The 23,816-nt window shown below is 57.1% G+C and carries 24 protein-coding genes; 12 read left to right on the top strand and 12 right to left on the bottom strand.

Annotated elements, in window-relative coordinates:
• Window positions 1–9 precede the first annotated feature (9 nt).
• The 7 genes from BN4275_RS01480 (at window position 10) to BN4275_RS16865 (ending at window position 5,750) form a co-directional block, all read left to right on the top strand.
• Window positions 10–1,677 carry a formate--tetrahydrofolate ligase gene (locus BN4275_RS01480; protein ID WP_066452876.1) on the top strand — a complete coding sequence of 556 codons (1,668 nt, stop codon included), beginning with the start codon at window positions 10–12 and terminating at the stop codon, window positions 1,675–1,677.
• 65 nt (window positions 1,678–1,742) lie between these two features.
• Window positions 1,743–2,168 carry a tRNA (adenosine(37)-N6)-threonylcarbamoyltransferase complex ATPase subunit type 1 TsaE gene (gene tsaE, locus BN4275_RS01475; protein WP_079987990.1) on the top strand — a complete coding sequence of 142 codons (426 nt, stop codon included), beginning with the start codon at window positions 1,743–1,745 and terminating at the stop codon, window positions 2,166–2,168.
• Window positions 2,165–2,998 carry a tRNA (adenosine(37)-N6)-threonylcarbamoyltransferase complex dimerization subunit type 1 TsaB gene (tsaB, locus tag BN4275_RS01470; RefSeq protein ID WP_161940168.1) on the top strand — a complete coding sequence of 278 codons (834 nt, stop codon included), beginning with the start codon at window positions 2,165–2,167 and terminating at the stop codon, window positions 2,996–2,998. Before tsaE ends, tsaB begins: the two co-directional genes overlap by 4 nt.
• The gene (rpiB, locus tag BN4275_RS01465) at window positions 2,922–3,368 is read left to right on the top strand and encodes a ribose 5-phosphate isomerase B (RefSeq protein ID WP_066452874.1); all 447 of its coding nucleotides are present in this window, start codon (window positions 2,922–2,924) and stop codon (window positions 3,366–3,368) included. The genes tsaB and rpiB overlap by 77 nt, the downstream gene beginning before the upstream one ends.
• A gap of 36 nt (window positions 3,369–3,404) precedes the next feature.
• Window positions 3,405–4,037, top strand: a complete 633-nt coding sequence (gene upp, locus BN4275_RS01460) for a uracil phosphoribosyltransferase (protein ID WP_066452873.1) — start codon at window positions 3,405–3,407, stop codon at window positions 4,035–4,037.
• A gap of 34 nt (window positions 4,038–4,071) precedes the next feature.
• Window positions 4,072–4,509 (top strand): sulfite exporter TauE/SafE family protein, encoded by a 438-nt coding sequence (locus tag BN4275_RS01455; protein WP_242863532.1) that lies wholly within the window; start codon window positions 4,072–4,074, stop codon window positions 4,507–4,509.
• Complete coding sequence (locus tag BN4275_RS16865) at window positions 4,506–5,750, top strand: TSUP family transporter (RefSeq protein ID WP_079987988.1); 1,245 nt, start codon at window positions 4,506–4,508, stop codon at window positions 5,748–5,750. The genes BN4275_RS01455 and BN4275_RS16865 overlap by 4 nt, the downstream gene beginning before the upstream one ends.
• A gap of 69 nt (window positions 5,751–5,819) precedes the next feature.
• Here the strand turns inward: BN4275_RS16865 and BN4275_RS01445 are convergent, their stop codons facing one another.
• Entirely contained in the window at window positions 5,820–6,215 is a 396-nt protein-coding gene (locus BN4275_RS01445) for a hypothetical protein (protein WP_066452871.1), read from the bottom strand.
• Window positions 6,216–6,399: 184 nt separating this feature from the next.
• Here BN4275_RS01445 and BN4275_RS01440 point away from each other — a divergent pair, with 184 nt between their 5' ends.
• On the top strand, window positions 6,400–6,735 hold the full coding sequence (locus BN4275_RS01440) for a helix-turn-helix domain-containing protein (RefSeq protein ID WP_066452870.1): 336 nt from the start codon (window positions 6,400–6,402) through the stop codon (window positions 6,733–6,735).
• 43 nt (window positions 6,736–6,778) lie between these two features.
• Here BN4275_RS01440 and BN4275_RS01435 read toward each other — a convergent pair whose 3' ends face one another.
• The 6 genes from BN4275_RS01435 to BN4275_RS01410 all read right to left on the bottom strand — a co-directional run bounded on the left by BN4275_RS01435 (window position 6,779) and on the right by BN4275_RS01410 (window position 14,659).
• The gene (locus BN4275_RS01435; protein WP_202614979.1) at window positions 6,779–7,351 is read right to left on the bottom strand and encodes a serine acetyltransferase; all 573 of its coding nucleotides are present in this window, start codon (window positions 7,349–7,351) and stop codon (window positions 6,779–6,781) included.
• Window positions 7,352–7,421: 70 nt separating this feature from the next.
• Window positions 7,422–8,528: a class B sortase gene (locus BN4275_RS01430; protein WP_066452869.1), complete on the bottom strand. Its 1,107-nt coding sequence runs from the start codon at window positions 8,526–8,528 to the stop codon at window positions 7,422–7,424.
• A gap of 177 nt (window positions 8,529–8,705) precedes the next feature.
• Complete coding sequence (locus tag BN4275_RS01425) at window positions 8,706–9,440, bottom strand: SpoIID/LytB domain-containing protein (protein ID WP_066452867.1); 735 nt, start codon at window positions 9,438–9,440, stop codon at window positions 8,706–8,708.
• A gap of 358 nt (window positions 9,441–9,798) precedes the next feature.
• Window positions 9,799–12,270 carry a class B sortase gene (gene srtB, locus BN4275_RS01420; RefSeq protein WP_066452865.1) on the bottom strand — a complete coding sequence of 824 codons (2,472 nt, stop codon included), beginning with the start codon at window positions 12,268–12,270 and terminating at the stop codon, window positions 9,799–9,801.
• A gap of 33 nt (window positions 12,271–12,303) precedes the next feature.
• The gene (gene thiI, locus BN4275_RS01415) at window positions 12,304–13,473 is read right to left on the bottom strand and encodes a tRNA uracil 4-sulfurtransferase ThiI (RefSeq protein WP_066452863.1); all 1,170 of its coding nucleotides are present in this window, start codon (window positions 13,471–13,473) and stop codon (window positions 12,304–12,306) included.
• A 43-nt stretch (window positions 13,474–13,516) separates the two neighbouring features.
• Window positions 13,517–14,659, bottom strand: coding sequence for a cysteine desulfurase family protein (locus BN4275_RS01410; protein WP_242863530.1), 1,143 nt, complete (start codon window positions 14,657–14,659; stop codon window positions 13,517–13,519).
• 184 nt (window positions 14,660–14,843) lie between these two features.
• Between BN4275_RS01410 and ypeB the strand changes: the two genes are divergently transcribed.
• The gene (ypeB, locus tag BN4275_RS01405; protein ID WP_066452861.1) at window positions 14,844–16,193 is read left to right on the top strand and encodes a germination protein YpeB; all 1,350 of its coding nucleotides are present in this window, start codon (window positions 14,844–14,846) and stop codon (window positions 16,191–16,193) included.
• A 71-nt stretch (window positions 16,194–16,264) separates the two neighbouring features.
• On the opposite strand, the gene BN4275_RS01400 is transcribed toward ypeB, so the two are convergent.
• From BN4275_RS01400 to pyrB, 3 genes are read right to left on the bottom strand one after another with little or no spacing between them, the layout of a single operon-like run.
• A complete protein-coding gene (locus BN4275_RS01400) occupies window positions 16,265–16,741 on the bottom strand; it encodes a peptidylprolyl isomerase (protein WP_066452857.1) in 477 nt (158 codons plus the stop codon).
• Between the two features lie 30 nt (window positions 16,742–16,771).
• Complete coding sequence (locus BN4275_RS01395; protein WP_066452854.1) at window positions 16,772–17,200, bottom strand: aspartate carbamoyltransferase regulatory subunit; 429 nt, start codon at window positions 17,198–17,200, stop codon at window positions 16,772–16,774.
• A gap of 14 nt (window positions 17,201–17,214) precedes the next feature.
• Window positions 17,215–18,126, bottom strand: a complete 912-nt coding sequence (gene pyrB, locus BN4275_RS01390; protein WP_066452852.1) for an aspartate carbamoyltransferase — start codon at window positions 18,124–18,126, stop codon at window positions 17,215–17,217.
• Window positions 18,127–18,374: 248 nt separating this feature from the next.
• On the opposite strand from pyrB, the gene BN4275_RS01385 reads away from it, so the two are divergent.
• The 3 genes from BN4275_RS01385 (at window position 18,375) to cysK (ending at window position 21,029) form a co-directional block, all read left to right on the top strand.
• On the top strand, window positions 18,375–19,556 hold the full coding sequence (locus BN4275_RS01385) for an iron-containing alcohol dehydrogenase (protein WP_066452850.1): 1,182 nt from the start codon (window positions 18,375–18,377) through the stop codon (window positions 19,554–19,556).
• Between the two features lie 34 nt (window positions 19,557–19,590).
• Window positions 19,591–19,911 carry a cupin domain-containing protein gene (locus tag BN4275_RS01380; RefSeq protein WP_066452848.1) on the top strand — a complete coding sequence of 107 codons (321 nt, stop codon included), beginning with the start codon at window positions 19,591–19,593 and terminating at the stop codon, window positions 19,909–19,911.
• Between the two features lie 188 nt (window positions 19,912–20,099).
• The gene (cysK, locus tag BN4275_RS01375; protein ID WP_066452847.1) at window positions 20,100–21,029 is read left to right on the top strand and encodes a cysteine synthase A; all 930 of its coding nucleotides are present in this window, start codon (window positions 20,100–20,102) and stop codon (window positions 21,027–21,029) included.
• 143 nt (window positions 21,030–21,172) lie between these two features.
• Here cysK and BN4275_RS01370 read toward each other — a convergent pair whose 3' ends face one another.
• Both BN4275_RS01370 and BN4275_RS01365 read right to left on the bottom strand, forming a co-directional pair.
• A complete protein-coding gene (locus BN4275_RS01370; protein ID WP_066452845.1) occupies window positions 21,173–22,357 on the bottom strand; it encodes an aminotransferase-like domain-containing protein in 1,185 nt (394 codons plus the stop codon).
• Between the two features lie 268 nt (window positions 22,358–22,625).
• A complete protein-coding gene (locus tag BN4275_RS01365; protein WP_066452844.1) occupies window positions 22,626–23,807 on the bottom strand; it encodes a thiolase family protein in 1,182 nt (393 codons plus the stop codon).
• Between the last annotated feature and the right edge of the window lie 9 nt (window positions 23,808–23,816).

The following is a 23,816-nucleotide window of genomic DNA, read 5'->3' as shown; positions in this document are numbered from 1 at the left end:
AGTCATCTGATGAAGAGCGATATCGAAATTGCACAAAGCGCCAAAATGCTGCCGGTCAGTGAAATTGCCGGGCGGCTCGGAATCCTTCCGGACGAGTTGGAGCCATACGGCCGCTACAAAGCGAAGCTCGCAGAATCCATCTATTCCCGCCTGGCGGACAAGCCGGACGGCAAGCTGGTGCTTGTGACCGCAATCAATCCCACTCCGGCAGGCGAGGGCAAAACCACCACCACCGTGGGCCTTGGCCAGGCGATGCAGAAGCTCGGCAAAAAGGCAATTATCGCGCTGCGCGAACCGTCGCTCGGGCCGGTATTCGGCATCAAAGGCGGCGCGGCGGGCGGCGGCTATGCACAGGTTGTGCCGATGGAGGACATCAACCTGCATTTTACCGGTGACATGCACGCGATCACCTCGGCCAACAACCTGCTCTGCGCACTGCTTGACAACCATATGCAGCAGGGCAACTCGCTCGGAATTGACCAGCGCCGGATTCTGGTCAAACGGTGCCTCGATATGAACGACCGTGCACTGCGCAACGTCATCGTCGGTCTTGGCGGCAAAGTCAACGGCGTGCCGCGGGAGGACGGCTTCATGATCACGGTCGCTTCCGAAGTCATGGCGATCCTCTGTCTGGCATCCGATCTCGAAGATTTGAAAAAACGTTTAGGAAATATTCTTGTTGCTTATACTTATAGTAATGAACCAGTCTACGCCCGTGACCTGCAGGCACAGGGCGCGATGGCAGCCCTGCTCAAAGACGCGCTCAAACCGAACCTGGTGCAGACGCTCGAAAATACGCCGGCCCTGATGCACGGCGGCCCGTTTGCAAACATCGCGCACGGATGCAACTCAATTCGGGCGACCAAACTGGCGCTCAAGCTGGCTGACTACACGATCACCGAGGCGGGTTTCGGTTCCGACCTCGGCGCTGAGAAGTTCCTCGACATCAAATGCCGCTTCGCGGGCATCGCGCCAAGTGCGATCGTACTGGTCGCCACGATGCGTGCGCTCAAATATAACGGCGGCGTGCCGAAATCCCAGGTTTCCGAGCCAAACGTGGAAGCGCTCAAAAAAGGGCTTGTGAACCTGGAAGCACACGTTGAGAACATGCAGAAATACGGCGTGCCGGTCGTGGTCGCCATCAACCGCTTCGGGACCGATACGGATGAGGAGATCGCGGTGCTGTCCGATTTCTGCGCCAAGACCGGCTGCCGGTTCGCGCTGTCCGAAGTGTTCGCGAAGGGCGGCGAAGGCGGTGTCGCGCTCGCGAAAGCGGTGATCGACGCCTGCGAAGACCCGGCCAACTTCCACACCCTTTATGACACGGCGCTGCCGGTCAAGGCGAAGATCGAGACGATCTGCAAGGAAATCTACGGCGCGGACGGGGTGAATTACTCCGCCGCCGCGGAAAAGATGATTGCGGAAATTGATAAACTCGGCTGCGCGGACCTGCCGGTCTGCATGGCCAAGACCCAGTATTCCCTCTCGGACGACCCGGCGAAGCTCGGCCGCCCGAAGGGCTTCACCATCAACGTCAAGGAGATCCGGCTCTCGGCCGGCGCGGGCTTCATTGTGGCGCTCACCGGCGACATCATGACCATGCCGGGCCTGCCGAAAGCACCCGCCGCCTTCGGCATCGACGTCGACGCGGACGGGCACATCTCCGGTCTATTCTAAGGCGCCGCCCTGCCGCTTTTTGAAAAAGGCGGGCGAAAACTTTATATTTTTTGGAGGCCAGCGCATTGATCACCTTCACCAGCCATTCCACCGCTGAAACCGAACAATTCGCGGCCGGTTTTGCCGCCGAGCTGCGCCCGGGCGACGTCGTCGCCTGCCGGGGCGGCATGGGCATGGGCAAAACCGCCTTTGCACGCGGACTGGCTCGCGGACTGGGGCTTGTGGACGACGTGTCCAGCCCCACTTTTGCTTTGGTTCACGAATATACAAATGGTAATATTCCGCTTTATCATTTCGATATGTATCGTGTCTCCGGCTTCGACGAGCTCTACTCCACTGGATTTTTCGATTATCTCGACCAGGGCGGCGTGCTTTTCATCGAATGGAGCGAAAACATTGAATCGGCGCTGCCGCCCGGGACGATCGCGCTGACCCTTGCGCGGATCGACGACAACACCCGGGAAATCACCATCGAGGGGGAACGGTTTTGAAAATCCTTGCGCTGGACACCTCATCCCAGTCGGCAAGCTGCGCCATCCTGGAGGACGACAAGCTGCTCGGGGAATTTTACGGGAATGTAAACCTCACCCATTCCCAGACGATCATGCCGATGGTCGAGAGCCTGCTTACGCAGACCCGCGTTGCGCTTTCAGAAATCGGCCTCTTTGCCGTCACCGAAGGGCCGGGCTCCTTCACCGGGCTGCGCATCGGGCTTTCCGCGGTCAAGGGCATGGCACACGCGCTGGAAAAGCCCTGTGCCGGCGTTTCGACGCTGGAGGCGCTCGCATGGAACCTCTGCGGGCCGGACTGCGTGGTCGCGCCGGTGCTCGACGCGCGCTGCTCGCAGGTTTATACCGCGCTCTTCCGCTGGAAGGACGGCGTGCTCATCCGCCTTGCGCCCGATGAGGCGATCACCATTAAAGAGCTTTCCACGCGGCTGAAAAATCTCGGAACTTGTGTTTTGCTGGTTGGAGACGGCGCAAAAATGTGCTATACTATTCTCAAAGACGAGTTGCCCGGACTGGGGCTCGTTTCGCCCGCAGCGCGCTTCACGCGCGCCGCTTCAGTGGCGCTAGCCGCGCAGCGGATTGCCGCGAGTGGCGCTAGCCGCGCAGCGGATTGCCGCGCGGGGCGGCACGGTCGCGCCGGATGCGCTGGCCCCCGCCTACCTGCGTTTGCCGCAGGCGGAACGGGAACTGCTGGCAAAACAAAAGAATGCTTAAAACTGCAGATTGGATTAGGAGATGGAGACAATGATAGCTTTGGCTGCCGATCACGGCGGATTTGCCCTCAAGGAGGAGGTCCGGCGCTGGCTGGATGAGCAGAAGATCGCTTATAAGGACTTTGGCACCTACAGCGAAGCTTCCTGTGACTATTCGGATATGGCCCTTCCCGCATGCGATGCGGTTGTTTCCGGCGAATGTGAAAAGGCGCTGCTCTTCTGCGGCACCGGCATCGGCATTTCGATGGCCGCCAACAAGGTGAAAGGTATCCGCGCGGCCTGCTGTTCGGATTATTTCAGCGCAAAATATACCCGCGCCCACAATGACGCCAACGCCCTGTGTATGGGCGGTCGTGTGGTCGGGGCGGGGCTTGCCATCGAACTGGTCGACGTATTTTTACATACTCCATTTGAAGGCGGCCGCCATCAGCGCCGCATTGATAAACTGACTGTGATCGAGAACCGATAAATCGATCTGAATCATGAAAGTAAGGGGACGTTTATTATGGCAAACAAACCGTTTATTATGGATCATCCGCTGATCCAGCACAAGGTCACCCTCCTGCGCGACAAGAACACCGGCTCCAAAGAGTTCCGCGAGCTGATCAACGAAGTCGCGATGCTCATGTGCTATGAAGCTACCCGTGACCTGCCGACCAAGACGGTCGAGATCGAGACCCCGATCTGCATTGCAAAGGCAAATGTCATCTCCGGGCGCAAAATTGCGTTTGTTCCGATCCTGCGTGCGGGGCTCGGTATGGTGGACGGCCTGTTACAGCTCGTCCCCGCTGCGAAGGTTGGCCACATCGGCATGTACCGCGACCATGACACCTGCGAGCCGGTTGAATATTACTGCAAGCTGCCTGCCGATATCGAAGAGCGGGATATCATCGTGCTCGATCCGATGCTCGCAACCGGCGGTTCCGCGATTGACGCGATCGACCAGCTCAAGGCCCACGGCTGCAAAAACATCAAATTCATGTGCATCATCGCCGCGCCGGAAGGCATCGAAGCGCTTACGGCAAAGCACCCGGATGTGCAGATCTACTGCGGTGCGCTGGATGAAAAACTCAACGAAAACAAATACATCGTGCCCGGCCTGGGCGACGCCGGCGACCGGATTTTCGGCACCAAATAAATTTTAAAACTGCATAAGAGAGGCGCTGTATGGAATGCTAGTTCCATGCAGCGTCTTTTTTTGTTGCAAAAATGCTGCTGAGAGTTCTACCGCCAACTTTTCCGCAAAAGGAGTGTTCCCCCTGAAGAAGTGCAAATTCCTCCTGACCGGCGCGGTCGCCGGGCTTTTAAACGGCCTGTTTGGCGCGGGCGGCGGCATGGTCGTCGTCCCGATGCTGCACAAGGACGGCCTGCCTGCTGAAAAGTCCCACGCCACTTCGATCGCGGTGATCCTGCCGCTTTCGGCCGTGAGCAGCATGCTCTACCTTTCGTTCGGCCACATGGATCTCATGAGCGCCGCACAGTTTCTGCCGCTCGGGCTTCTGGGCGCTGGAATCGGCGCCTGGCTGCTGCCGAAGATCAAAACGGTCTGGCTGCACCGGGTGTTTGGGGGAATCGTGCTCTATTCGGCCGTACGGCTGCTTTTCCAATGAGCTGGCTGCTTATTGGGGTGGTCTCGCTGGCAAGCGGGCTGCTCGGTTCGCTCGGCATGGGCGCCGGGACCGTCCTGCTGCTCTACCTGCGAGTCTATGGTGGTTACGACCAGTTCGCCGCGCAGGGGATCAACCTGATCTTCTTTCTGCCCATTGCGGTGCTGTCGCTTATCCTGCACGCGAAAAACAAGCTCGTCAGCTGGAAGGCTGCGGGGCTCTCGATCGCGGCCGGGCTTCCGATGGTATTCGCGGGGGTCTGGATTGGAAACTTCCTCGGAACCGAGTGGCTCTCCAAGCTGTTCGCCGTCCTGCTGTTTTTTGTGGGGGTAAGGGAGGTTTTGCAGAAGGACCCGGACAAGGCAAAGAAAAAGGAAAATCATGGACAAAAAAGGATCAAAAGAAAAGTTTGGCATGGTATAAACGCAATCCCGCCCGTTCAAAATAATACCGGAGGTGTTAACCACATTATGAATGATTCCTATAATCCAAAAAGCAAATTCAGTAAATTTATGGCTGGCAAAGGCTTTTACATCGCCCTTGCAATCTGCGTTGTGGGTGCCGGCACCGCAGCGTGGGTCGCTGTTGACAAGACCATTTCCCGAATCGACGACAGCAACAGCCAGATCATCGAACAACAGGCCCCGGCTGCTTCCAAGGAGCCCGCATATGGTTTCCCCGATTTAGAGGAGGCCGGAAAAGCACAAAACGACGTGAAAGTGCCGTCCAGCTCGTCCTCCTCTGCTACAGCATCTTCGTCCTCGCAGGCAGCATCCTCCGAGGAGCAAAAGCAATCCGAAGAGGTCGCCGCGCAGCCGGCGCCGCAGCCCTCCTCCTACGTTCTGCCGATCTCTGGAGAGATCTTCGCACCGTACAGCAACGGTGAGCTTGTGAAAAACGTCACTCTGAAGGAATGGCGCACCCACGACGGCATCGACATCAAGTCGGACAAAGGCACCCAGGTCAAAGCCGCCAGTGACGGCAAGGTTTCCGCTGTGCGCGACGATCCGCTCTGGGGCATGACCATTGAAATCCTGCATGAGGACGGCGTCACCTCTGTTTACTGCGGACTTGCAAAAGATGTCACTGTAAAACAGGGAGACAAAGTCAAGGTTGGACAAGCCATCGGCGTAATCGGTGATATCCCATGCGAAATTTCCCTCGATCCGCATCTGCATTTCGCCATGAAGTCGGATGGAAAATGGGTCGATCCGCTCAAAGCCATGGGCAAGGTCGTTGAATAATAAATTTTTCTTTCCCTGTGTTTCTCCTGAATCAAAAAGAGGCTGCGTATCGACTGGCAGCCTCTTTTTTTATGCTCGCGGCGTGATATTCCCGCCGTTTTTATCGTAATCATAGTAGTCCGCCCGGTTCACCCTCATCCCGCCTGCTTCCTGCACCGAAAACTTTACCGCGATCAGCCAGCCCTTCCCGTCCGGGCGGTCCGCCAGTGAAACACCCGACAGCTGAAAGCTGTCCGGACGGGAGGCGCGCTCCCGCGAATAGAAAACCGCCAGCCGGACCGGTTCACTGTCAATGGAGCAAAGCGCGGCGCAGCTATTTTGCGGCGTTTCGCGTTTCTCGGCGGACAAAGACGTATCGGGAAGCGAAGCCTGTACCGTCACCGCACACAGTAAAAGCGCGGCCAGAACCGCGAAACCGATGCCGCGGCAAAAGGGCCCGCGCTGTGTGTTTTTCCATTTCACCATGTTTGGCCTCCCGAATTTTGTCCCCGCCGGGAGTCTCCTCCCGGTGTCTTTTCTCTCCTCTGATTATAACCAAAAGTATAATCGTATTATAACTTAGAATAATTATAAATACAAGTACTATTGTACTTATATTTTGTGTTTATCAGACCCAGTTCCTGTAAAATTTGATTGAGGGGGGATTGATTTGACGATCGATTACAATCTGATGGGCAGGCGCATCGCAGAAATCCGAAAAAAGCGCGGCCTTACCCAAGAAAAACTTGCGGAAATGGCCGACCTGACCAACAACTTCATTTCCCATATCGAAACCTGCCGTTCAATCCCAAGCCTTGAAACCATCGTCAAGCTTTGTGACGCGCTTTCGGTCACGCCGGATGAGATCCTGCTTGGAACCGGCACCGCCAGCCCGGAATATCTGAGCAGCGACATCATCCAGAAACTCGAAACCTGTTCGCCTTCCGAACGGCGGCTGGTCAACGGTTTCATCGACCTGCTGCTTTCCCAGCGAAACGCAAAATGACAAAATGGGCCGCCAGCTTTCGCTGGCGGCCCATTATTTACTTTTATTCCGCTTTTTCACTCCGGTGCATCCGGCCGCCGCGAAAATAATATTCCTCCCCGTCCAGCCGGGTGATGTAGGTGTTGTCCAGATTTTCCTTTTGCAGGATCCGGGTCGGCGCACAGACCGCGACCGAATTGGCGGGCATATCCGTATAAACCACCGCGTTCGCACCGATCCGGCAGTTGTCCCCCACCCTGATGCCGCCGATGATCTTGGCGCCCGCGCCGATATAGACATTGTCCCCGATCACCGGCGCGCCGGGGTTCTTGCTGTCCGGCAGGGTATTCGAGCCGATCGTCACCTGCTGGAAGATCACCACATCCCTGCCCAGTTTTGCGGAATTGGAAATGAAGATGCCCTGAATTCCATGCGGGAAACACGGTGTTCCCGCAATTTCACTCGAAAGGCCTACAAAGCTGCCGCGCCGCATAAAGTAATGCAGGTAGGTGAGCTTCATGAGCTTACCTGGATGGGTTTGCAGATACTGTTTGAGTCCCCAGATATTTTTGTAACGCAGTATGGCATAAAAGGTTAAAAACGGGCGCAGCAGCCCAAAAATCATCTCTTTCAGCAAGGTCCCCGCCTCCTTTTTCAAAAAACGGCTCCCGGTCAGGCATCGGGAGCCGTTCTTCTGTTTTTTCCTGCTAGGAAATCTTCTTGGCCATAACCACGAAGCGTTGGTTGTCGCCCGCGCCCATTACGCGTGTGCAGGTCGACAGGGTCAGAATCTTATCCGATGCGGTTACCGGAACATCCAGCTTGTGGATGCTCTTGGCCTTCGCGGTGTTGATGATGTTCATCATGCCGTTGCCAGGACGTTCCGCATAGTTGTATCCAAAACTCAGATCGGTATAGAAGACTGCAAAAATCTGATAGAGGCTTTCCCCTCCGAGCGTCGCAATCCGGATATACGGGTTCTGGGCGGTGAAGTCGGCGTGGTCGTAAGCGGCCAGCTGCGCGAACATCACATCGTTCGGATTGCCGACCCGGGTGGGCCGCCAGCAGTTGGTCCAGTTATGCCCGTAAAGCACCGCGTTGGTCGAGGTGATATTGCCCTGCGCGTCAAAACGGGTGTCCGAATCGAACCAGATGACGCCGTTGCGGCTGGTTTCCTTATAATAGCCGCGGTGGGTATAATAGTCGGTGTACTGGCCAATGACCAGCGGGTAGTTGATGTTGGTGTTCGAGATGGAAATCCAGCCGACCACATCCGGGTTAACTTCTTTCCAGCCCGCGATATCGCCCGCTGCCGGCGGGATAAATACCGGATGCTCATAATAACTCTTTGCGCGTTCGGCAAGCGCGGCGGTCAGCTCCTCCGCGGTGAATGGGGTATACCGGGTAGCACTGGCCATCGCGTCGATTGCTTCGGGTGTGCTCTCGGAAGGCGCAGGAACAGCTTCGGAGGACGCGTCCGAAACGGCTGAATCCGCATCTGACGGCGCTTCATGGGACGCAGCGGGTTCAGAAGCGCTGCTTTCCCCGCTGTCGGAAACTGTGGACGAAGAGGATTGTTGGGAAGAGGACGGCAGCTGATGCCGTTCACCGCTCGAAGCGCTGCCAATCGCCGCTACAAGCCCCCATCCCGCACCTACGATCACAAGGGCCATCACGATGAGCGCCACCTTGTTGCGCAGGAAACCAGGAATGCTTCGGTTGTCGATGTACCATTCGTAAAAGTCACAGCAGGAGGATTTGACCCCTACACAAAAATAATAAATGCCGCGTAAAAGTTTCTTCAATATGTTCATAACCATCCTCTTTATGTAAATGAACTTGCTAACATCAGTTTATAATTATAGCACATCTTTCCTTCCTTGTGGAGGGGAAATTTCTAGAAAATTCATTTTTTGTTGCCCTGCAATATCCGCATCACCAAAAGCGCACAAAAGAAGGCGGGGCAGCGGCCCCGCCTTCTTTTCATCTTTTTATTTCACCTTACAGCCGGGATAATAATGGGTCAGGATTTCCTCGTAATCCCAGCCCTCCTCATTGGCATAAAGATTTGCGCCGGTCTGGCTCATTCCCACGCCGTGGCCGTAACCATAGGTCGTAAAGGTGAACTTTTCCGTGCTGTCACTGTAATCAATCTCGAACGCGGCTGAACGCAGGCCAAGCACCTGCTCGCGCACCACCCGTCCGGTGGTTGTCTTTTTTCCGACCTTGATTTCCTTGACGTAACGGTCGCCTTCGGTATAACTGCGGATATCAAACCAGTCGTCCGGGTCGTCACTGAAGTCCCACAGGTCCACCCCCAGCACATCCTCCACCCGGTCGGCCACCTTATCCGCCGTCATTGTGACGGTATATTCATAGTTGCGGGCCTGCTCGTCAATTTCGCTGTCGACCGGCACCAGGTAAGCGTAGCTGCCGCCCCACACGTCCTTCGACGAGATCGTCACCCCTGCGCTGGTCGCATAAAACGGAGTGAACGCGAGGTTGTTCTTATAGTAGACCGCTTCCCCAATCACCTCATCCACGGCGTTTTGCACCTGGCTGGATGGGTTTTTTGTCCCGAGCGCCGGGGTGATGCCGCTGGCGTTCTGCTGCTTGATAAAAGTGTAAGCCGCGACCGCCTGCGCTTTGAGCGCCTCATCATTGAAGCCTGTCCCCATTTCGTTCATGACGACCTTGGCCACAATATCGTCCGCCCTGCCGCTCACTTTCCTGCCGCCCGAAACGATGGTCAGCTTGTCACTGCCGCTGCCGGAAGTCCGGATGTCCTCATCTTCGTCATCCTCCTCTTCTTCCGCGCGAGCCGCTTCTTCCGCAGCCTGGCGGCTTGCTTCCGCTTCTTCAGAGGCGATACGGCTGGACTCCGCCTGCTCAGAAGCTTTCCGGCTTGCTTCCTCGGCGGCCTGCCGGCTCGCTTGCGCCGCCTCCGCTGCCGCTTTGCTGGCTGCCGCGTCGGATGCCGCCTTACTCGCAGCCTCCGCTGCCGCTTTACTGGCCGCCGCGTCGGACGCCGCTTTGCTCGCGGCCTCCGCTGCCGCTTTACTGGCCGCCGCGTCAGACGCCGCCTTACTCTTTACTGGCCGCCGCGTCAGACGCCGCCTTACTCGCGGCCTCCGCTGCCGCTTTGCTGGCCGCCGCGTCGGACGCCGCCTTGCTCGCAGCTTCCGCCTGTGCGGCGGCGGTCTGGGTATTCACCGTCACCGGCGCGGACGATGCCGGAGTCGATGACGCCGATGCTGGCATGCTCGCGGGCGCGGCGGCCTGCACCGCCGCCGTGCCGCCTGTTACAAAGCCCGGTGGAAGTTTATAGTCCGGGTTCCACTGATAAGAGACATCGCTGCCATCGTCCTTTTCACCCGGGCGCACCTTGCGGGCCACAATGACGGTGCGCACATGCGCGTCATCGGAAACCGGGCCGAATTCATACGAACAGGTCGACAGGGTGATCAGATGGTCACCGGGCTGCACATCCACATTGGAATCGTAGTAGGAGCGGTCTTTGACCTCCTGCACAAATGCGGTAAATGCCGCGTCATCCGCAAAATCGGTTGCTTCATTATAATAGAATACTTCCCCGTACTGCGACTTTGCATTGGTGATAAAGACTGAGAAAATCTTATAGGTATTGTCGCGATAGACATCGTCGAACTCTACGATCGGATGCTCCTGCAGGAAGGTAAGGCCGTTCTGGCCTTTATAGTTCATAAGCTCCCCGAACATCTGCCCGTCGGTCATATTGTGGCCGTAAATGACGTAGTTCGCGCTCTGCGGGTTCATCTCGTCCGCCGCTTCGAGCCACGGGACGCCGTATTTGCTCGGCTTGCGGTTAAAGTCCCGGCGCATGTAGTAATCATTGTCCTCATACTGCACGACCGGATAACTCACGTTGGTACCGGGAATTTTGAGCCAGCCCGCAACGTCCTCATTGAGCTTATAAAGATTTGCAAATTTTTTCTGGTAGCCTTCCGGATAATTGTCGGGGATCTCCAGTTCGGTCGCGTCCTGTTCGCTCATACCCTCCACATACATCGTTTCCAGGTCGCTCTGCAGAGATTTGTTGCGCTTCGACTGGAGCTGGAAATTCCCGAGATACCCAATCGATGTGAGAAAAATTGCCACTGCGAGAAGCAGGATCAGCTTGCGCACAATCTCCGCTCCGTCGTCCCCTTTTACCGGGAATATCTTTGCATACCACGGGCGTTTTTTCCCATTTTTGCGCTTTTTCTGGCCGTCTCCCGATTCCCGTTCCAAAACTGCCGCGAGTTTTCCCGCCGCGGCCGCTTTACGGCTGGACGCGCCTTCCATCCTTCCAGGCAGAGCCATTATGTACCGCCGCAAGAGGTCGAGCGCCGCCATGCAGGCCATATACCGGATATAATCCGGCTCGGATTTTTTCGGCAGATCAAGCTTTTGGACCCAGACATTCTCCCGGTCGCAGACCGCCACATAGATGAGCCCGGTCTTTTTGGGTTCCTCACCCACGCCGGCTGTAATCCCCACCCCCAGCTCCGACTGGCCCTCCTGCATCGCGCCCGCGGCCATTGCCGCCGCGGTCTGCGCACTGACCGGACCAAATTTCCGGAGGAGTTTTTTCGGGACGTGCAGCGATTCTTCTTTGAGCTTTCCGGTATTCGCTGAAACGCCGAAACGCAAAATTCCTTCCGCGCCCGAAAGCGCCGTGAACCAGTCGGCCAGCAGCCCGCCTGTTCCCGATTCCCCCGCGGACACGCGCATGCGGCTTTCCAAAAGCAGGTTTGCCACCGCGCTCTGCAGATTTTTCTGGTCGGTTCCGTAAGCCGCTTCGCCCAGGAAATTTACCACCTTCTGAAGCATTGGCATACTGACAGCCGTGGCTTCGCGCTTATTTTTTCCGCGCGCGGTGATCCGCACCAACAGCTCGCCTTTGTTCTGGTGGATCGTCACCGCAGGGTTTTCCGACCGCAAAAGCTCCCCAAGTTTCTCCGCCGCGGACGTTTCATCCAGTCCAAAGACGTTGACCGTCCGGGTGACGACCGCCGCCTCCGAAAAACGCGCCAGATACGGGATAACGCTGTTCTGCAGCATCGGAACAAATTCCTTTGGCGTGTCGGGGATCATAATGATATACTGGCTGCCCGCGGAAAGCGCGCAGCCGGGCGTGATGCCCCGCACACCCGGGAACACCACGCTCTGTTCGGGCAGCATTGCAAGCCGCGCCACCTGCTGCGGCATCTGCCGCCCGGCGCGCTGATAGGCCTCGCGGATACGCCGCAGGCTGTCCTCATGTAAAACAAGGCGTTTGCCCAAACCCTCGCAGACGGTCTCCTTGGTGATCCCGTCCGCACCGGCCGAAAGCCCGCCCAAAAGTATCACAACGTCACTGCGCCCGAGCGCCTGCGCAATCGCGCGCCGCAGCTGCGGGACGTTCACGCCCACCGGAACCGAATGGTTGACGCGGATTTCACACGCTTCCAGTTCCCGGGCGATCAAGCGGGTATTTTCGTCGAGCATGCCGGGCGCCGCCAGGCCCGCGCCCACGCCGATGATCTCAGCGATCAAATACCCCACCTCCTTGTATCCGGCTTCGGGTCATCAGCCGATCATTTCCGATTCTGTGCCGTCGATGCATTTCTGCAGGAGCGTGTCAAGTTCCAGGTGTTCTTCCGCCTGGAGCACCTGTTCCAGACGCGGTTTGGTTTTTGGATGCTTCGGGGTGAATACGGTACAGCAGTCCTCATACGGAAGAATCGAGGTGTCAAAGGTGTCAATCTTATACGCGATCCTCACGATTTCGTCCTTGTCCATGCCGATGGCCGGCCGTAAAACCGGCATTTGACAGGCAATATCGGTACAGGCGATCGCCTGCACCGTCTGGGACGCGACCTGCGCGACGCTTTCGCCGGTGATGAGCGCTTCGCAACCGTTTTCCAGCGCGATCCGCTCCGCAATTTTCATCATGCAGCGGCGCATGATGATCGTGAAATATTCCTCTGGGCAGCAGTCGCGGATCGCCTCCTGCATTTCGGTAAACGGTACAACAAACAGGCTGATCCGTCCGCACCAAGGAGTCAGCTTTCTACAAAGGGTTTTTACCTTTTCGAGCGCGTGTTCGCTGGTGTACGGCGGGCTGACGAAGTGCACCGCGATCAGCCGCAGGCCCCGTTTGGCCATCATGTATCCCGCCACCGGGCTGTCGATGCCGCCCGAGATGAGCAACGCGGCTGAGCCGCTTGTTCCAACCGGCAGACCGCCCGCGCCGGGCAGCTGGTCGACGTGGACATAGGCGGCCACCTCGCGGATTTCAACGTAGACAGTCACATCCGGATGGTGCACATCCACCTTCAGGTGCGGATACGCTTCAAGCAGCGCAGCGCCGGTTTCCATACAGATCTCCGGCGACTTCATCGGGAACGCCTTATCCGAACGCTTGGCCTCCACCTTGAAGGTCTTTGCCCGCGAGAGCTCCCGCCGGAGATATTCCACCGCAAACGCGCGGATCTGTGGAAAATCCTTCGGGACGATTCCCGCCCGGGTCAGCGCCGCCACGCCAAACACCTTTTGCAGGCGGTCAACCGCCTCATCCAGGTCGATATCGTCCGCCTGCGGTTCGACGTAGATGGTCGACTGCGCCTTGTAGATACGGAATTTTCCCAGGCTTTCCAGCCGTCTGCGGCAGTTTTTGATGAGCGCGTCCTCGAAGGTGTGGCGGTTGAGGCCTTTGAGGGCCAGCTCGCCGCATTTGAGCAGGATGAGTTCTTTCATTTCTTTCCCAACCAATCTATTTTCAATCTGTGTATTTTCTTGTTCATCGGTGCGCGACCGAAGAGATGCCTTCCCGCAGTCCCTGCACGAGCTGGAGAAGCTCCTCCTGGGTGGTGTCGTAGATCATGCTGACGCGCAGCGCGCTGTCGATCAGGCGGGGTGAAAGCCCCATCGCCTCAAGCACCGGGCTGGCCGCGCCCTTTGAACAGGCCGAGCCGCTCGAAACATAGACGCCGCGGCTCTCAAGAAAATGCAGCATCGTCTCCGACCGATAGCCGGGCACCGAAATGTTGAGGATGTAGGGCGACGCATCTTCGGGCGAATTGATCCGCACGCCCTCGATGGCGGCGAGCTTCTCCCGCAGCATGCCGCTTAGCGCCTGCACCCGTTTCAGATTTTCCGGAACCTTGCCGGAAAGCTCCGCGCAGGCCGCGCCGAAAGCCGCGATCATCGGCAGGCTTTCGGTGCCGGAGCGAAGCCCCCGCTCTTGACCGCCGCCGTAGATGAGCGGCAGTATCCGCGCGCCGCGCCGCACATAGAGCGCGCCGGAACCCTTGGGGCCGCAAATTTTATGCCCGCTCACACTCATCAGATCGACATCCATCCGGCTCACCCGAAGCGGCAGCTTGCCAAATGCCTGCACCCCGTCGCAATGGATGAGTGTTTCGGGATTTTTGCGGCGGATCAGCTGCGCCGTCTCCTGCACCGGGAAAATCGCGCCGGTCTCGTTGTTCACAAGCATCATGCTCACGAGGGTCGTTTCCGAGTCCACCGCGTCCGCGATTGCCTGCGGATCGACACAGCCCGACGCATCCGGCGCGACATAAGTCACCTGAAAACCGGTCTCTGAAAGCCGTTTCATCGCCGCCGCGACCGAAGAATGTTCGGCGGCGGTGGTTACGATCTTTTTGCCGCGGCGGATTTTTGCCTGCGACGCACCGAAAATGGCGAGGTTATTCGATTCGCTGCCTCCGGAGGTGAAAACCACACATTCCTCCTGACAGCCCAAAAGCGCCGCAGCCGCTTCCCGCGATTTCATAAGTTCACGCGCAGAGGCAACACCCAAAGCGTGCAGCGAGGACGGGTTGCCAAAGCACTCCCGCATCATCCGCGCTGCGGCTTCAGCGGCAGCCTGGCAGACGCGCGTGGTCGCGGCATTGTCAAGATATGCCATTTTCTGTTCCATTTTTGATCGTTCCCCCATCGGCGAAGGTCATATCAACCCATTATCTGTTATATTATACATGAATTCGCCGTTCTTTTCAACCAAATGCCCATATGGATCATAATATTTTCAATATTTATTCACAAAATAACTTTACGTATAACAGTTTCCATCGAATTGCAGGAATTTTATCCGGAGGTGCCCTATGGAACTCTTTATTGAACGGCGCGTATTGGTGCGCGTCATCAGCTATACCACTGCTGGGATGCTCACCCTTGGCGGCGTTGCCTGGCAGCAAAACGCCGCAGCGGCCGACTACCGCGGTCAGCTCGAAAACACCTATGAACGTTCGCTTGGAGAACTGTCAAGTTATCTGACGAATATCTCCACCGATCTGGACAAGGGGCAGTATATTGGCACCGGTGGCCAGCTCGCACAGATGTCCGCGCGCATCTGGCGGGAGAGCGGCGGCGCAAAATCCGCCCTTTCCACCCTGCCTGTCAGCGACCTGCATATGGACGCCACCTATAAATTCCTCTCTCAGGTGGGGGATTATGCGATGGCGCTCTCGAAAAAGGTGGCTTCCGGCGGGGCGCTCAGCGAGGAAGAAAAGGAAAACGCACAGGCGCTGCGCCGGTATGCGCTCAGCCTGACCGAATATATCGATATCCTCCAGCAGCGGGTGCGCGACGGCGAGATTGAAGTTTTGGCCATGCGCACCAGCCAGGGGGACGGCACCGAGGGCACCATGCCGCGCAGTCTCTCCGCCGGCTTTGAGGATATCGAACAGACGATGACCGGTTATCCCACCCTCATTTATGATGGTCCGTTCTCCGACCATCTGCTGACCCAGCGGCCGAAGCTCACGCGCGGCCTGGCTGCGGTCACGCCTGAACAGGCCCTGCAAATTGCCGCCCGCGCCGCCATGGTCAACCCCGGCGATCTGACCCGCGCGGATGATGAAAATTCCAATATGCCCTGTTATACTTTCCAAAAAGGGAGCATCAACGCCGCTGTGACAAAGGCAGGTGGCCTTACCGCCTACATGGTCAACTCCCGCGATGTGAATGAGGAACGTATCAACAAAGCTTCCATTTTTGAAAACGCCGGGCGTTACCTCGAACGCATGGGTCTTCAGAATCTGCGGGCAACCTACTACGAGACCATCGACGGCGTCTGCACGATCAATTACGCCGCGATGAACGGTGACATCACCCTTTACACCGATCTTGTCAAGGTTGGCATCGCCCTTGACGACGGCGGGACCGTCTTTTTCGACGCGCGCGGTTATATCAATAACCATTATGACCGCGCCATCACACCGCCCGCCCTCACGGCGGAGCAGGCACAGGCGTCGGTAAACCCCGACCTCGCCGTACTGTCAAACCGGCTCGCGCTCATCCCCACAAGCGGCAAGGGAGAGGTGCTCACCTACGAATTTCTCACCACCGCGCCGGACGGCGAAAAACTGCTCATCTATGTGAACGCGCAAAACGGCGCGGAAGAGCAGATCCTGCTCCTGCTCGAAACGCCCTACGGCACGCTTACGAAATAATGTGAAATTCAAGGAAGGCCGCCGGCAAAAGCCGGCGGCCTTCCTTCTCTTCTGGTTTTGAGAGACTGTGGTTAATCTTCCGTGTAGGTGACCTTGGCCATCTTCTGTTCAGTGCGCGGCCGGTCGCTGTAATCGACCGGCACAGCGGCGATCTCATCCACCACGTCCATGCCTTCTACCACCTTGCCGAACGCAGCGTACTGCCCGTCAAGATGCGGAGCGTCCGCATGCATGATGAAGAACTGGCTGCCCGCCGAATCCGGACGCGCTGAACGCGCCATCGAGATCACGCCGCGGGTGTGCTTGAGGTCATTTTTGACGCCGTTTTGGGCAAATTCGCCTTTGATCTGGTAGCCCGGGCCGCCCATGCCGGTGCCTTCCGGGCAGCCGCCCTGGATCATAAAGCCGGAGATGACCCGGTGAAAGATCAGCCCGTCATAGAAGCCTTCCTGTACCAGCTTTTTGAAATTCTCTACCGTGACCGGCGCGACGTTGGGATAAAGCTCGATCTTGATCTCTTTTCCGTTTTCCATCTGGATCGTTACCATGAGAAATCTCCACTCTTTCTTTTGTAAGTTTTATTTGTGCGGATCGTATTCCTGCTCGCAGTAGATGCAACGGTAAACCGCTTTGGAGCCGCCCGTCACCCGCCGGAACACCTGCGGCAGCTCCTGCTCGATCGAGGTGATGCAGCGGGGATTCTTGCATTTCACGACGTTTGTGACCTCAACGGGCAGGGTTAACTTCTTCTTTTCAATGATGCGGCCATCGTCGATGATGTTGACGGTGATATCCGGATCGATAAAACCGAGCACGTCAAGATCGATGTCGATGTTGTCCTCGATCTTGATAATATCCTTTTTGCCGGTCTTTTTGCTGCGGGCGTTCTTAATGATCGCGACGCTGCAGTCGAGCTTGTCCAGCTCCAGGAACTTATAGATATCCATGCTTTTGCCGGCCTTGATGTGGTCGATGACCAAGCCGCGTTTAATGCTGTCTACGTTCATATGAAACCCCTTTCCTAGTCGAGCCCAAGCATCTTGAGCATCAGCGCCATCCGGACATACTTGCCGCAGAGGGCCTGTTTGAAATAGCAGGCGCGCGGGTCGCTGTCCACTTCGACCGAAATCTCATTGACGCGCGGCAGCGGATGCAGCACGATCATATCGTCCTTTGCCATCTTCATCTTGTCCATGTCGAGGATATAGCTGTCACGCAGGCGGACATAATCCTCCTCGTTGAAGAAGCGTTCCCGCTGGACACGGGTCATATATAGGATATCCAGCTCGCCGATGATCTCCTCGAGCCGCTCGACCTCCTTAAATTTTGCCTGTTTGTCTTCGAGCTCCTCGCGCAGGTAGTCCGGCACCCGCAGTTCATTCGGGCTGATCAGCACAAAGGAAATATTCGGATAACGCAGCAGCATGCGGATAAGCGAATGCACCGTGCGTCCAAATTTGAGGTCGCCGCAGAGCCCGATTGTGAAGTTGTCGAGCCTTCCCTTGAGTCTGCGTATCGTAAGCAGGTCGGTGAGCGTCTGGGTGGGATGCTGGTGGCCTCCGTCGCCCGCATTGATGACCGGGATATCCGCGTGCAGCGAAGCAACCTTCGCGGAGCCCTCTTTCGGATGGCGCATAGCGACGATGTCAGCATAGCACTGGACGGTGCGGATGGTGTCAGCCACGCTTTCACCCTTCGCGGCCGATGAGGAATCCGCCGACGAGAAGCCGAGGACACTCCCCCCAAGTTCGAGCATGGCCGCTTCAAAACTCAGGCGGGTACGGGTGCTCGGCTCATAAAACAGCGTGGCGAGCTTTTTGCCGTCACATTTGTGGGCATAGGTTTTCGGATCCGCAATGATCCGGTCGGCCAGGTCGAGAATGCCGTCCACTTCCTGGTCGGTGAGGTCCTTCGGTTCGATCAGATGTTTCAATCAGAGCCCTCCTCCGTCTTTCCGGTTTATATTCTAACCTAGTTTACTACAACCCAGCCGCGCACGCAAGAGCATTTGCGCCGGTTTTACGGCTTGTTCAAAATTATTTTGCGGCAATCCGCCGCGCCTTTTCGCCGCACGGTTTTCTTGACAGAAAGCCCCTGGCGTGCTATTGTCAAATTGGTAAAAAATAACGCCGGCCCGGTGCGCAAAACCGGTGCTGGACGCAAGATACAGGAGGAATGTTTATGCAGGCATTTGAGTTTTATTCCCCCACCTGCGTGCACTTTGGAAAAGGCGCGGAAAACAAGGTAGGCGCGGATCTCAAAAAACGCGGGGCAAAAAAGGTCCTGCTCCATTACGGAGGCGGCAGCGTAATCCGTTCCGGGCTGCTCGGCCGGGTCAAGGATTCCCTTTCCGAAGCAGAAATCGCGTTCACTGAGCTCGGCGGCGTCCAGCCCAACCCGGTGCTCAGCCTTGTGCGCACCGGGGCAGCGCTCTGCCGTGAGGAACAGGTCGATTTCATCCTCGCGGTCGGCGGCGGCAGCGTCATCGACTCGTCCAAGGCAATCGCGCTGGCCGCGCCCGCGCCGGAGGTCGACCCGTGGGATTTTTTTGAACAGAAAGCTGTCCCACAAAAACATCTGCCGGTCGGTTCGGTCCTGACCATCGCCGCGGCCGGCAGTGAAATGAGCACCAGCATGGTGATCACCAATGAGGACGGTATGCTCAAGCGCGGCCTCAATACCGAACTCAACCGTCCGGTCGTCGCTTTCATGAATCCGGAGCTGCTCTATACGCTCCCAGCGTTCCAGATCGCCTGCGGCGCCACCGACATTGTCATGCATACGCTGGAACGCTATTTCTCCCCCATCACCGGCAACGAGCTGACCGACCAGATCGCCGAAGGGCTCCTGCGCACAGCCATCCATTTTGGACCGCTCCAGCTCGAAAACCCGCAGGATTACCAGGCGGCTTCCGAAATGATGTGGGCAGGCAGCATCTCCCACAACCATCTCACCGGGCTCGGCAACGCGGGCGACTGGGCCACCCATCAGCTTGGCCACGAGCTTTCCTCCATGTTCGGCAAGGCGCACGGCGCCACTCTGGCCGCCATGTGGGGAGCTTGGGCACACCATGTTTATAAAGACAATCCCTCCCGTTTTGCCCGTTACGCGCGCAATGTCTGGGGCGTAACCGAAATGGACGACAATACGGCAGCGCTGGAGGGTATCGCGCGCACCGTGCAGTTCTTCGCTTCGCTCGGCATGCCGACCTGTATCGGGGAACTGGTTGGGCGGACGCTCACCAGCGAGGAGCTCGACGAGCTGAGCGTCAAATGCACCTTCTTCGGCAAGCGCACCATCGGGTCTTTCCGCAAGCTCGATTACAATGGCATTCTTGCCGTCTACCAGGCGGCAAACCACTAAAACAAATCAATTTTTTCATTCAGGAGGATTCTATATGGCCGTACATTATCAGGACGTCAAGGCGGTGGAACTGCAGCCCGGCCAGGAGCGGCGGGTTCTTGCCTATGACGACGACATTATGCTGGTGGAGTTCACCTTCAAAGCGGGGATAAAAACCGCGCCTCACAGCCATCCCCACAATCAGGTCAGCTATGTCAAGAAGGGCCGGGTCGAATACTCGATCGGCGAGGATCTGTTTGTGCTGGAGGAGGGCGACAGCATCGTTGTCCCGTCGGACGCGCTGCATAACGCCTACCCGGTCACCGACGCGGTGCTGCTCGACGTGTTCACGCCGGTGCGCAAGGATTTCCTGTAAGCGCAGTCGCAAGCTCTTTGCGGGCTGTCCGGAAAATATCCGGGCAGCCCGTTTTTGTTTATCCTCCAAAACCATTGGAAAAACCTTTTGTTTTTTTCAAAAGACCGCTTTCCCAAATTCGGTTTTCGGTATATAATGTATTATTGTGTTCTGATAATGATTTTGCAAGGTAAGGCGGTAATAATGCAGTGATCTATCAAAATGTACTTGATGCGATGGGCCGCACGCCCATCATCCAGCTTTCCCGCATGGCCGGGCCGCAGATGGCGCGGGTGCTCGTCAAATATGAAGGACTCAATGTCGGCGGGTCAATCAAAACGCGCACCGCGTTCAATATGATCTCCGATGCGGAACAAAAGGGGCTTATCGGCCCGGAAACCATCATCGTCGAGCCGACCAGCGGCAACCAGGGCATCGGGCTCGCGCTCATCGGCGCGGTGAAGGGTTACCATACCATCATCATTATGCCGGATTCAGTGAGCGAGGAACGCCGCAAGCTGGTGCGGCATTATGGCGCTGAAGTGGTTCTTATCCATGACGACGGCGATATCGGCGCCTGCATTGAGGAGTGCCTTAATACCGCTCTGCGTATGGCGCGGGAAGATCCGCGGGTCTATGTCCCGCAGCAGTTCACAAATCCCGCCAACCCGATGGTACATAAACAGCAGACCGCGCTCGAAATCCTCGCGGATGTGGACGGCCCCATCGACGGCTTCTGCTCCGGCGTGGGCACCGGCGGAACCATCTCCGGCATCGGGGAGGTGCTCAAAGCGGAAAATCCCCTTATGACCATCTGGGCAGTCGAACCGGAAAACGCCGCAATCCTCGCGGGCGGCAACATCGGCACCCATCTGCAGATGGGCATCGGCGACGGGCTCATCCCGGATAATCTCAACCAGGCAATTTATGACGACATTTACATCGTCACCGACGATGAGGCAATCGAAACCGCGCGCAATCTCGCAAGGCTGGAGGGCCTGATGTGCGGCATTTCAAGCGGCACCAATGTGGCTGCGGCGCTGAGGCTGGCCGAAAAGCTCGGCCCGGGCAAAACAGTGGTCACCATCCTGCCCGACACCGCCGAACGGTATTTCAGCACGCCCCTTTTTGAAGAATAAAGGACCTCAAAACGAGCCCCGCCGCCCGGGAAATTTTCGGGCGGCGGGGCTCGTTTAGGTTGTGTGCCCGATGCGGGAGACAAAAACACCGTGCCGTATCCATCTGGATACGGCACGGCAAAATGCGTTCTTAAAGGCCAAAATCAGCCCTTGATCACACGGGTCAGAACCTTTCCCATCTTGGTGATGCCTTCGACGATCCGTTCTTCCGGCATGTTGGAGAAATTGAGACGGAAGGTGTTCTGGCCTTTGCCGTTGGTAAAGAACGGCTCGCCGGGAACAAACGCGATGTCTTCCTTCATGCACTCGGCAAAGACATCCCGGGAATTGATGCCTTCCGGCATCTCCACCCAAAGGAACAGGCCGCCTTCCGGATGGGTGAATTTCACGCCTTCCGGGAAGGTTTCTTCCATCGTTTTGAGCATCAGGTTGCGGCGGGAGCCATAGACCTTGCGGATTTCCTCGATGTGCTTTTCGATATCAAAGTCCTGCAGGTACCGGGCGGCGATCATCTGGGAGAAGGTGTCGGTATGCAGATCGGAGCCTTCTTTAAAGACAATATATTTCTGCAGGATTTCCGGGCTGGCGCAGAGCCATCCAAGCCGCAGGCCGGGAGCGAAAATCTTGGAGAAGGTGCTCAGATAGATCACACGGCCCTCGGTGTCAAAAGATTTGATCGGCGGGACCGCTTCTCCTGCAAAACGCAGCTCGCCGTACGGGTTATCCTCCACAATGATCACATTGTAACGGTTGGCCAGTTCCACAATCTTCTTTCTTCTTTCCAGGCTCATAGTCCGGCCGGTCGGGTTCTGGAAGTCCGAAACGGTGTAGATCAGCTTGACCGGTTCTTTTTTCAGCACTTCCTCCAGGCTTTCCATGATCATGCCTTCCTCATCCATCTCGGCCGAGACGAAGCGCGGGGAATATGCCTTGAACGCATTGATTGCCGCCAGGTAGGTCGGGCTTTCGGTGAGGATGACGTCTCCTTCATCGATAAAGACCTTACCGGTCAGGTCAAGCCCCTGCTGGGAGCCGGTGAGGACCATCACGCCGTCCGCGTCGGTTTTGATGCCTTTGCCGTTCATGCGTTCGGCAATCCACTGCCGCAGCGCAGGTTTTCCCTGGGTGATGCCGTACTGGAGCGCCTGCTCGCCGGACTCTTTCAAAACGGCGTCACAGGCTGCTCTCATTTCCTCAACGGGAAACAGTTCCGGGGCGGGAAGCCCCCCGGCAAACGAGATGACCTCCGGCCGCTCTGTTACCTTCAAGATCTCCCGTATTTCCGAGGACTTGATCTGACCGACACGTTTCGCAAACTTTGTGTGCATAAAATTTTACCCCTTCCTGTTTCTGCGTATAAAAGTCTTTTTCAAGACGATTTGTCGAAGTTCTGTCGATACCTCTTTCTACCGCCTTCTTTATCCCTATATAATACGCCTTATTTGAGCGGATGATGGAAAAAAATGACCATATGGTTCAATTGCCGGTGAAAAAGCGATTCTAACGCAAACCTTTCACGCTGAGCCGCGGGGGCGGGCCGGGGAGTAAATTTCCCGGCCCGCCCCCGCGGTTTATGGAAAGTGATGAAGAAAAGGCTTATTGAAGGTTTCGGAAGATGGCGGAGATGCCCTGCCCACCGCCAATGCACATGGTAATGAGGCCGGTTTTCGCGCCGGTGCGCTTCATCTCATACATCATTTTGACCGGGAGGATGCATCCGGTCGCGCCGACCGGATGGCCCATGGCGATCGCCCCGCCGTTGACGTTCACTTTTGCCGGGTTAAGCCCGAGATCCCGGATCACCGCAACGCTTTGAGAGGCAAACGCTTCATTGAGCTCGACCAGGTCGATCTCATCAAGGTTCATATCCAGCTTTTTGAGCAGCTTTCGGGTCGAAAAATATGGGGCGTAACCCATGAGGATGTCCTCATATCCCGCTACCGCGTATCCAACGAATTCCATCAGCGGCCTGCAGCCGAGCACCCTTGCTTTTTCTTCGGTCATCATCACCACGGCAGCCGCGCCGTCATTGATACCCGAGGAATTCGCCGCCGTGACCGATCCGCCTTCCTTGAAAGCTGGACGCAGCCGTGCGAGCTTCTCAAGCGTAAGCCCGCGGCGCGGATGCTCGTCAGTGTCGATTGTCAGCGTTTCTTTTTTCTGTTTCACCTGCACCGGGACAATCTCCTCTTTGAATTTGCCCGCATCCATCGCGGCGATCATTTTGTTCTGGCTCTCCAGCGCGAACCGGTCCTGCATCTCGCGGGTGACGCCAAATTTCTCCGCGACCGCTTCGGCGGTCATGCCATTGTGGTATGGACCAAGCGGCCAGGTCAGCAGGTCGATGAGGCCGTCCTCCAGCTGCTGATGGCCCATGCGCAGCCCTGTGCGGGCATTTTTGATATAATAGGGCGCCTGCGACATGTTTTCAGTCCCACAGGCCACGACCACCTCCGCGTTGCCGGTCAGAATCTCGAGCATGCCGTCAACAATCGCCTGCATGCCGCTGCCGCACTGCCGGTTGACGCTGTAAGCGGTCGTTTCTTTTGGCAGACCCGCTTTCAGCATGACCGCGCGGCCGATAAATCCGCTCTCCGCGATCTGGCCGACATTCCCGACAATCACTTCATCCACAATTGCCGGATCAATCCCCGCGCGCTTCACCGCTTCCTTCACCACAATGCCGCCCAGGTCGATCTGGTTCACGGTGGAAAGCCCGCCGAGGAATTCCCCGACCGCCGTGCGGCATCCGCTCACAAGTACAATCTTCTGGTTCATAAGGCTGCC

Origin of the sequence: Anaerotruncus rubiinfantis (assembly GCF_900078395.1) — a bacterium.
Lineage (GTDB): Bacteria > Bacillota > Clostridia > Oscillospirales > Ruminococcaceae > Anaerotruncus > Anaerotruncus rubiinfantis.
The sequence above is the reverse complement of the archived record's forward strand: the minus strand, read 5'-3'. Positions and strand labels throughout refer to the sequence as shown.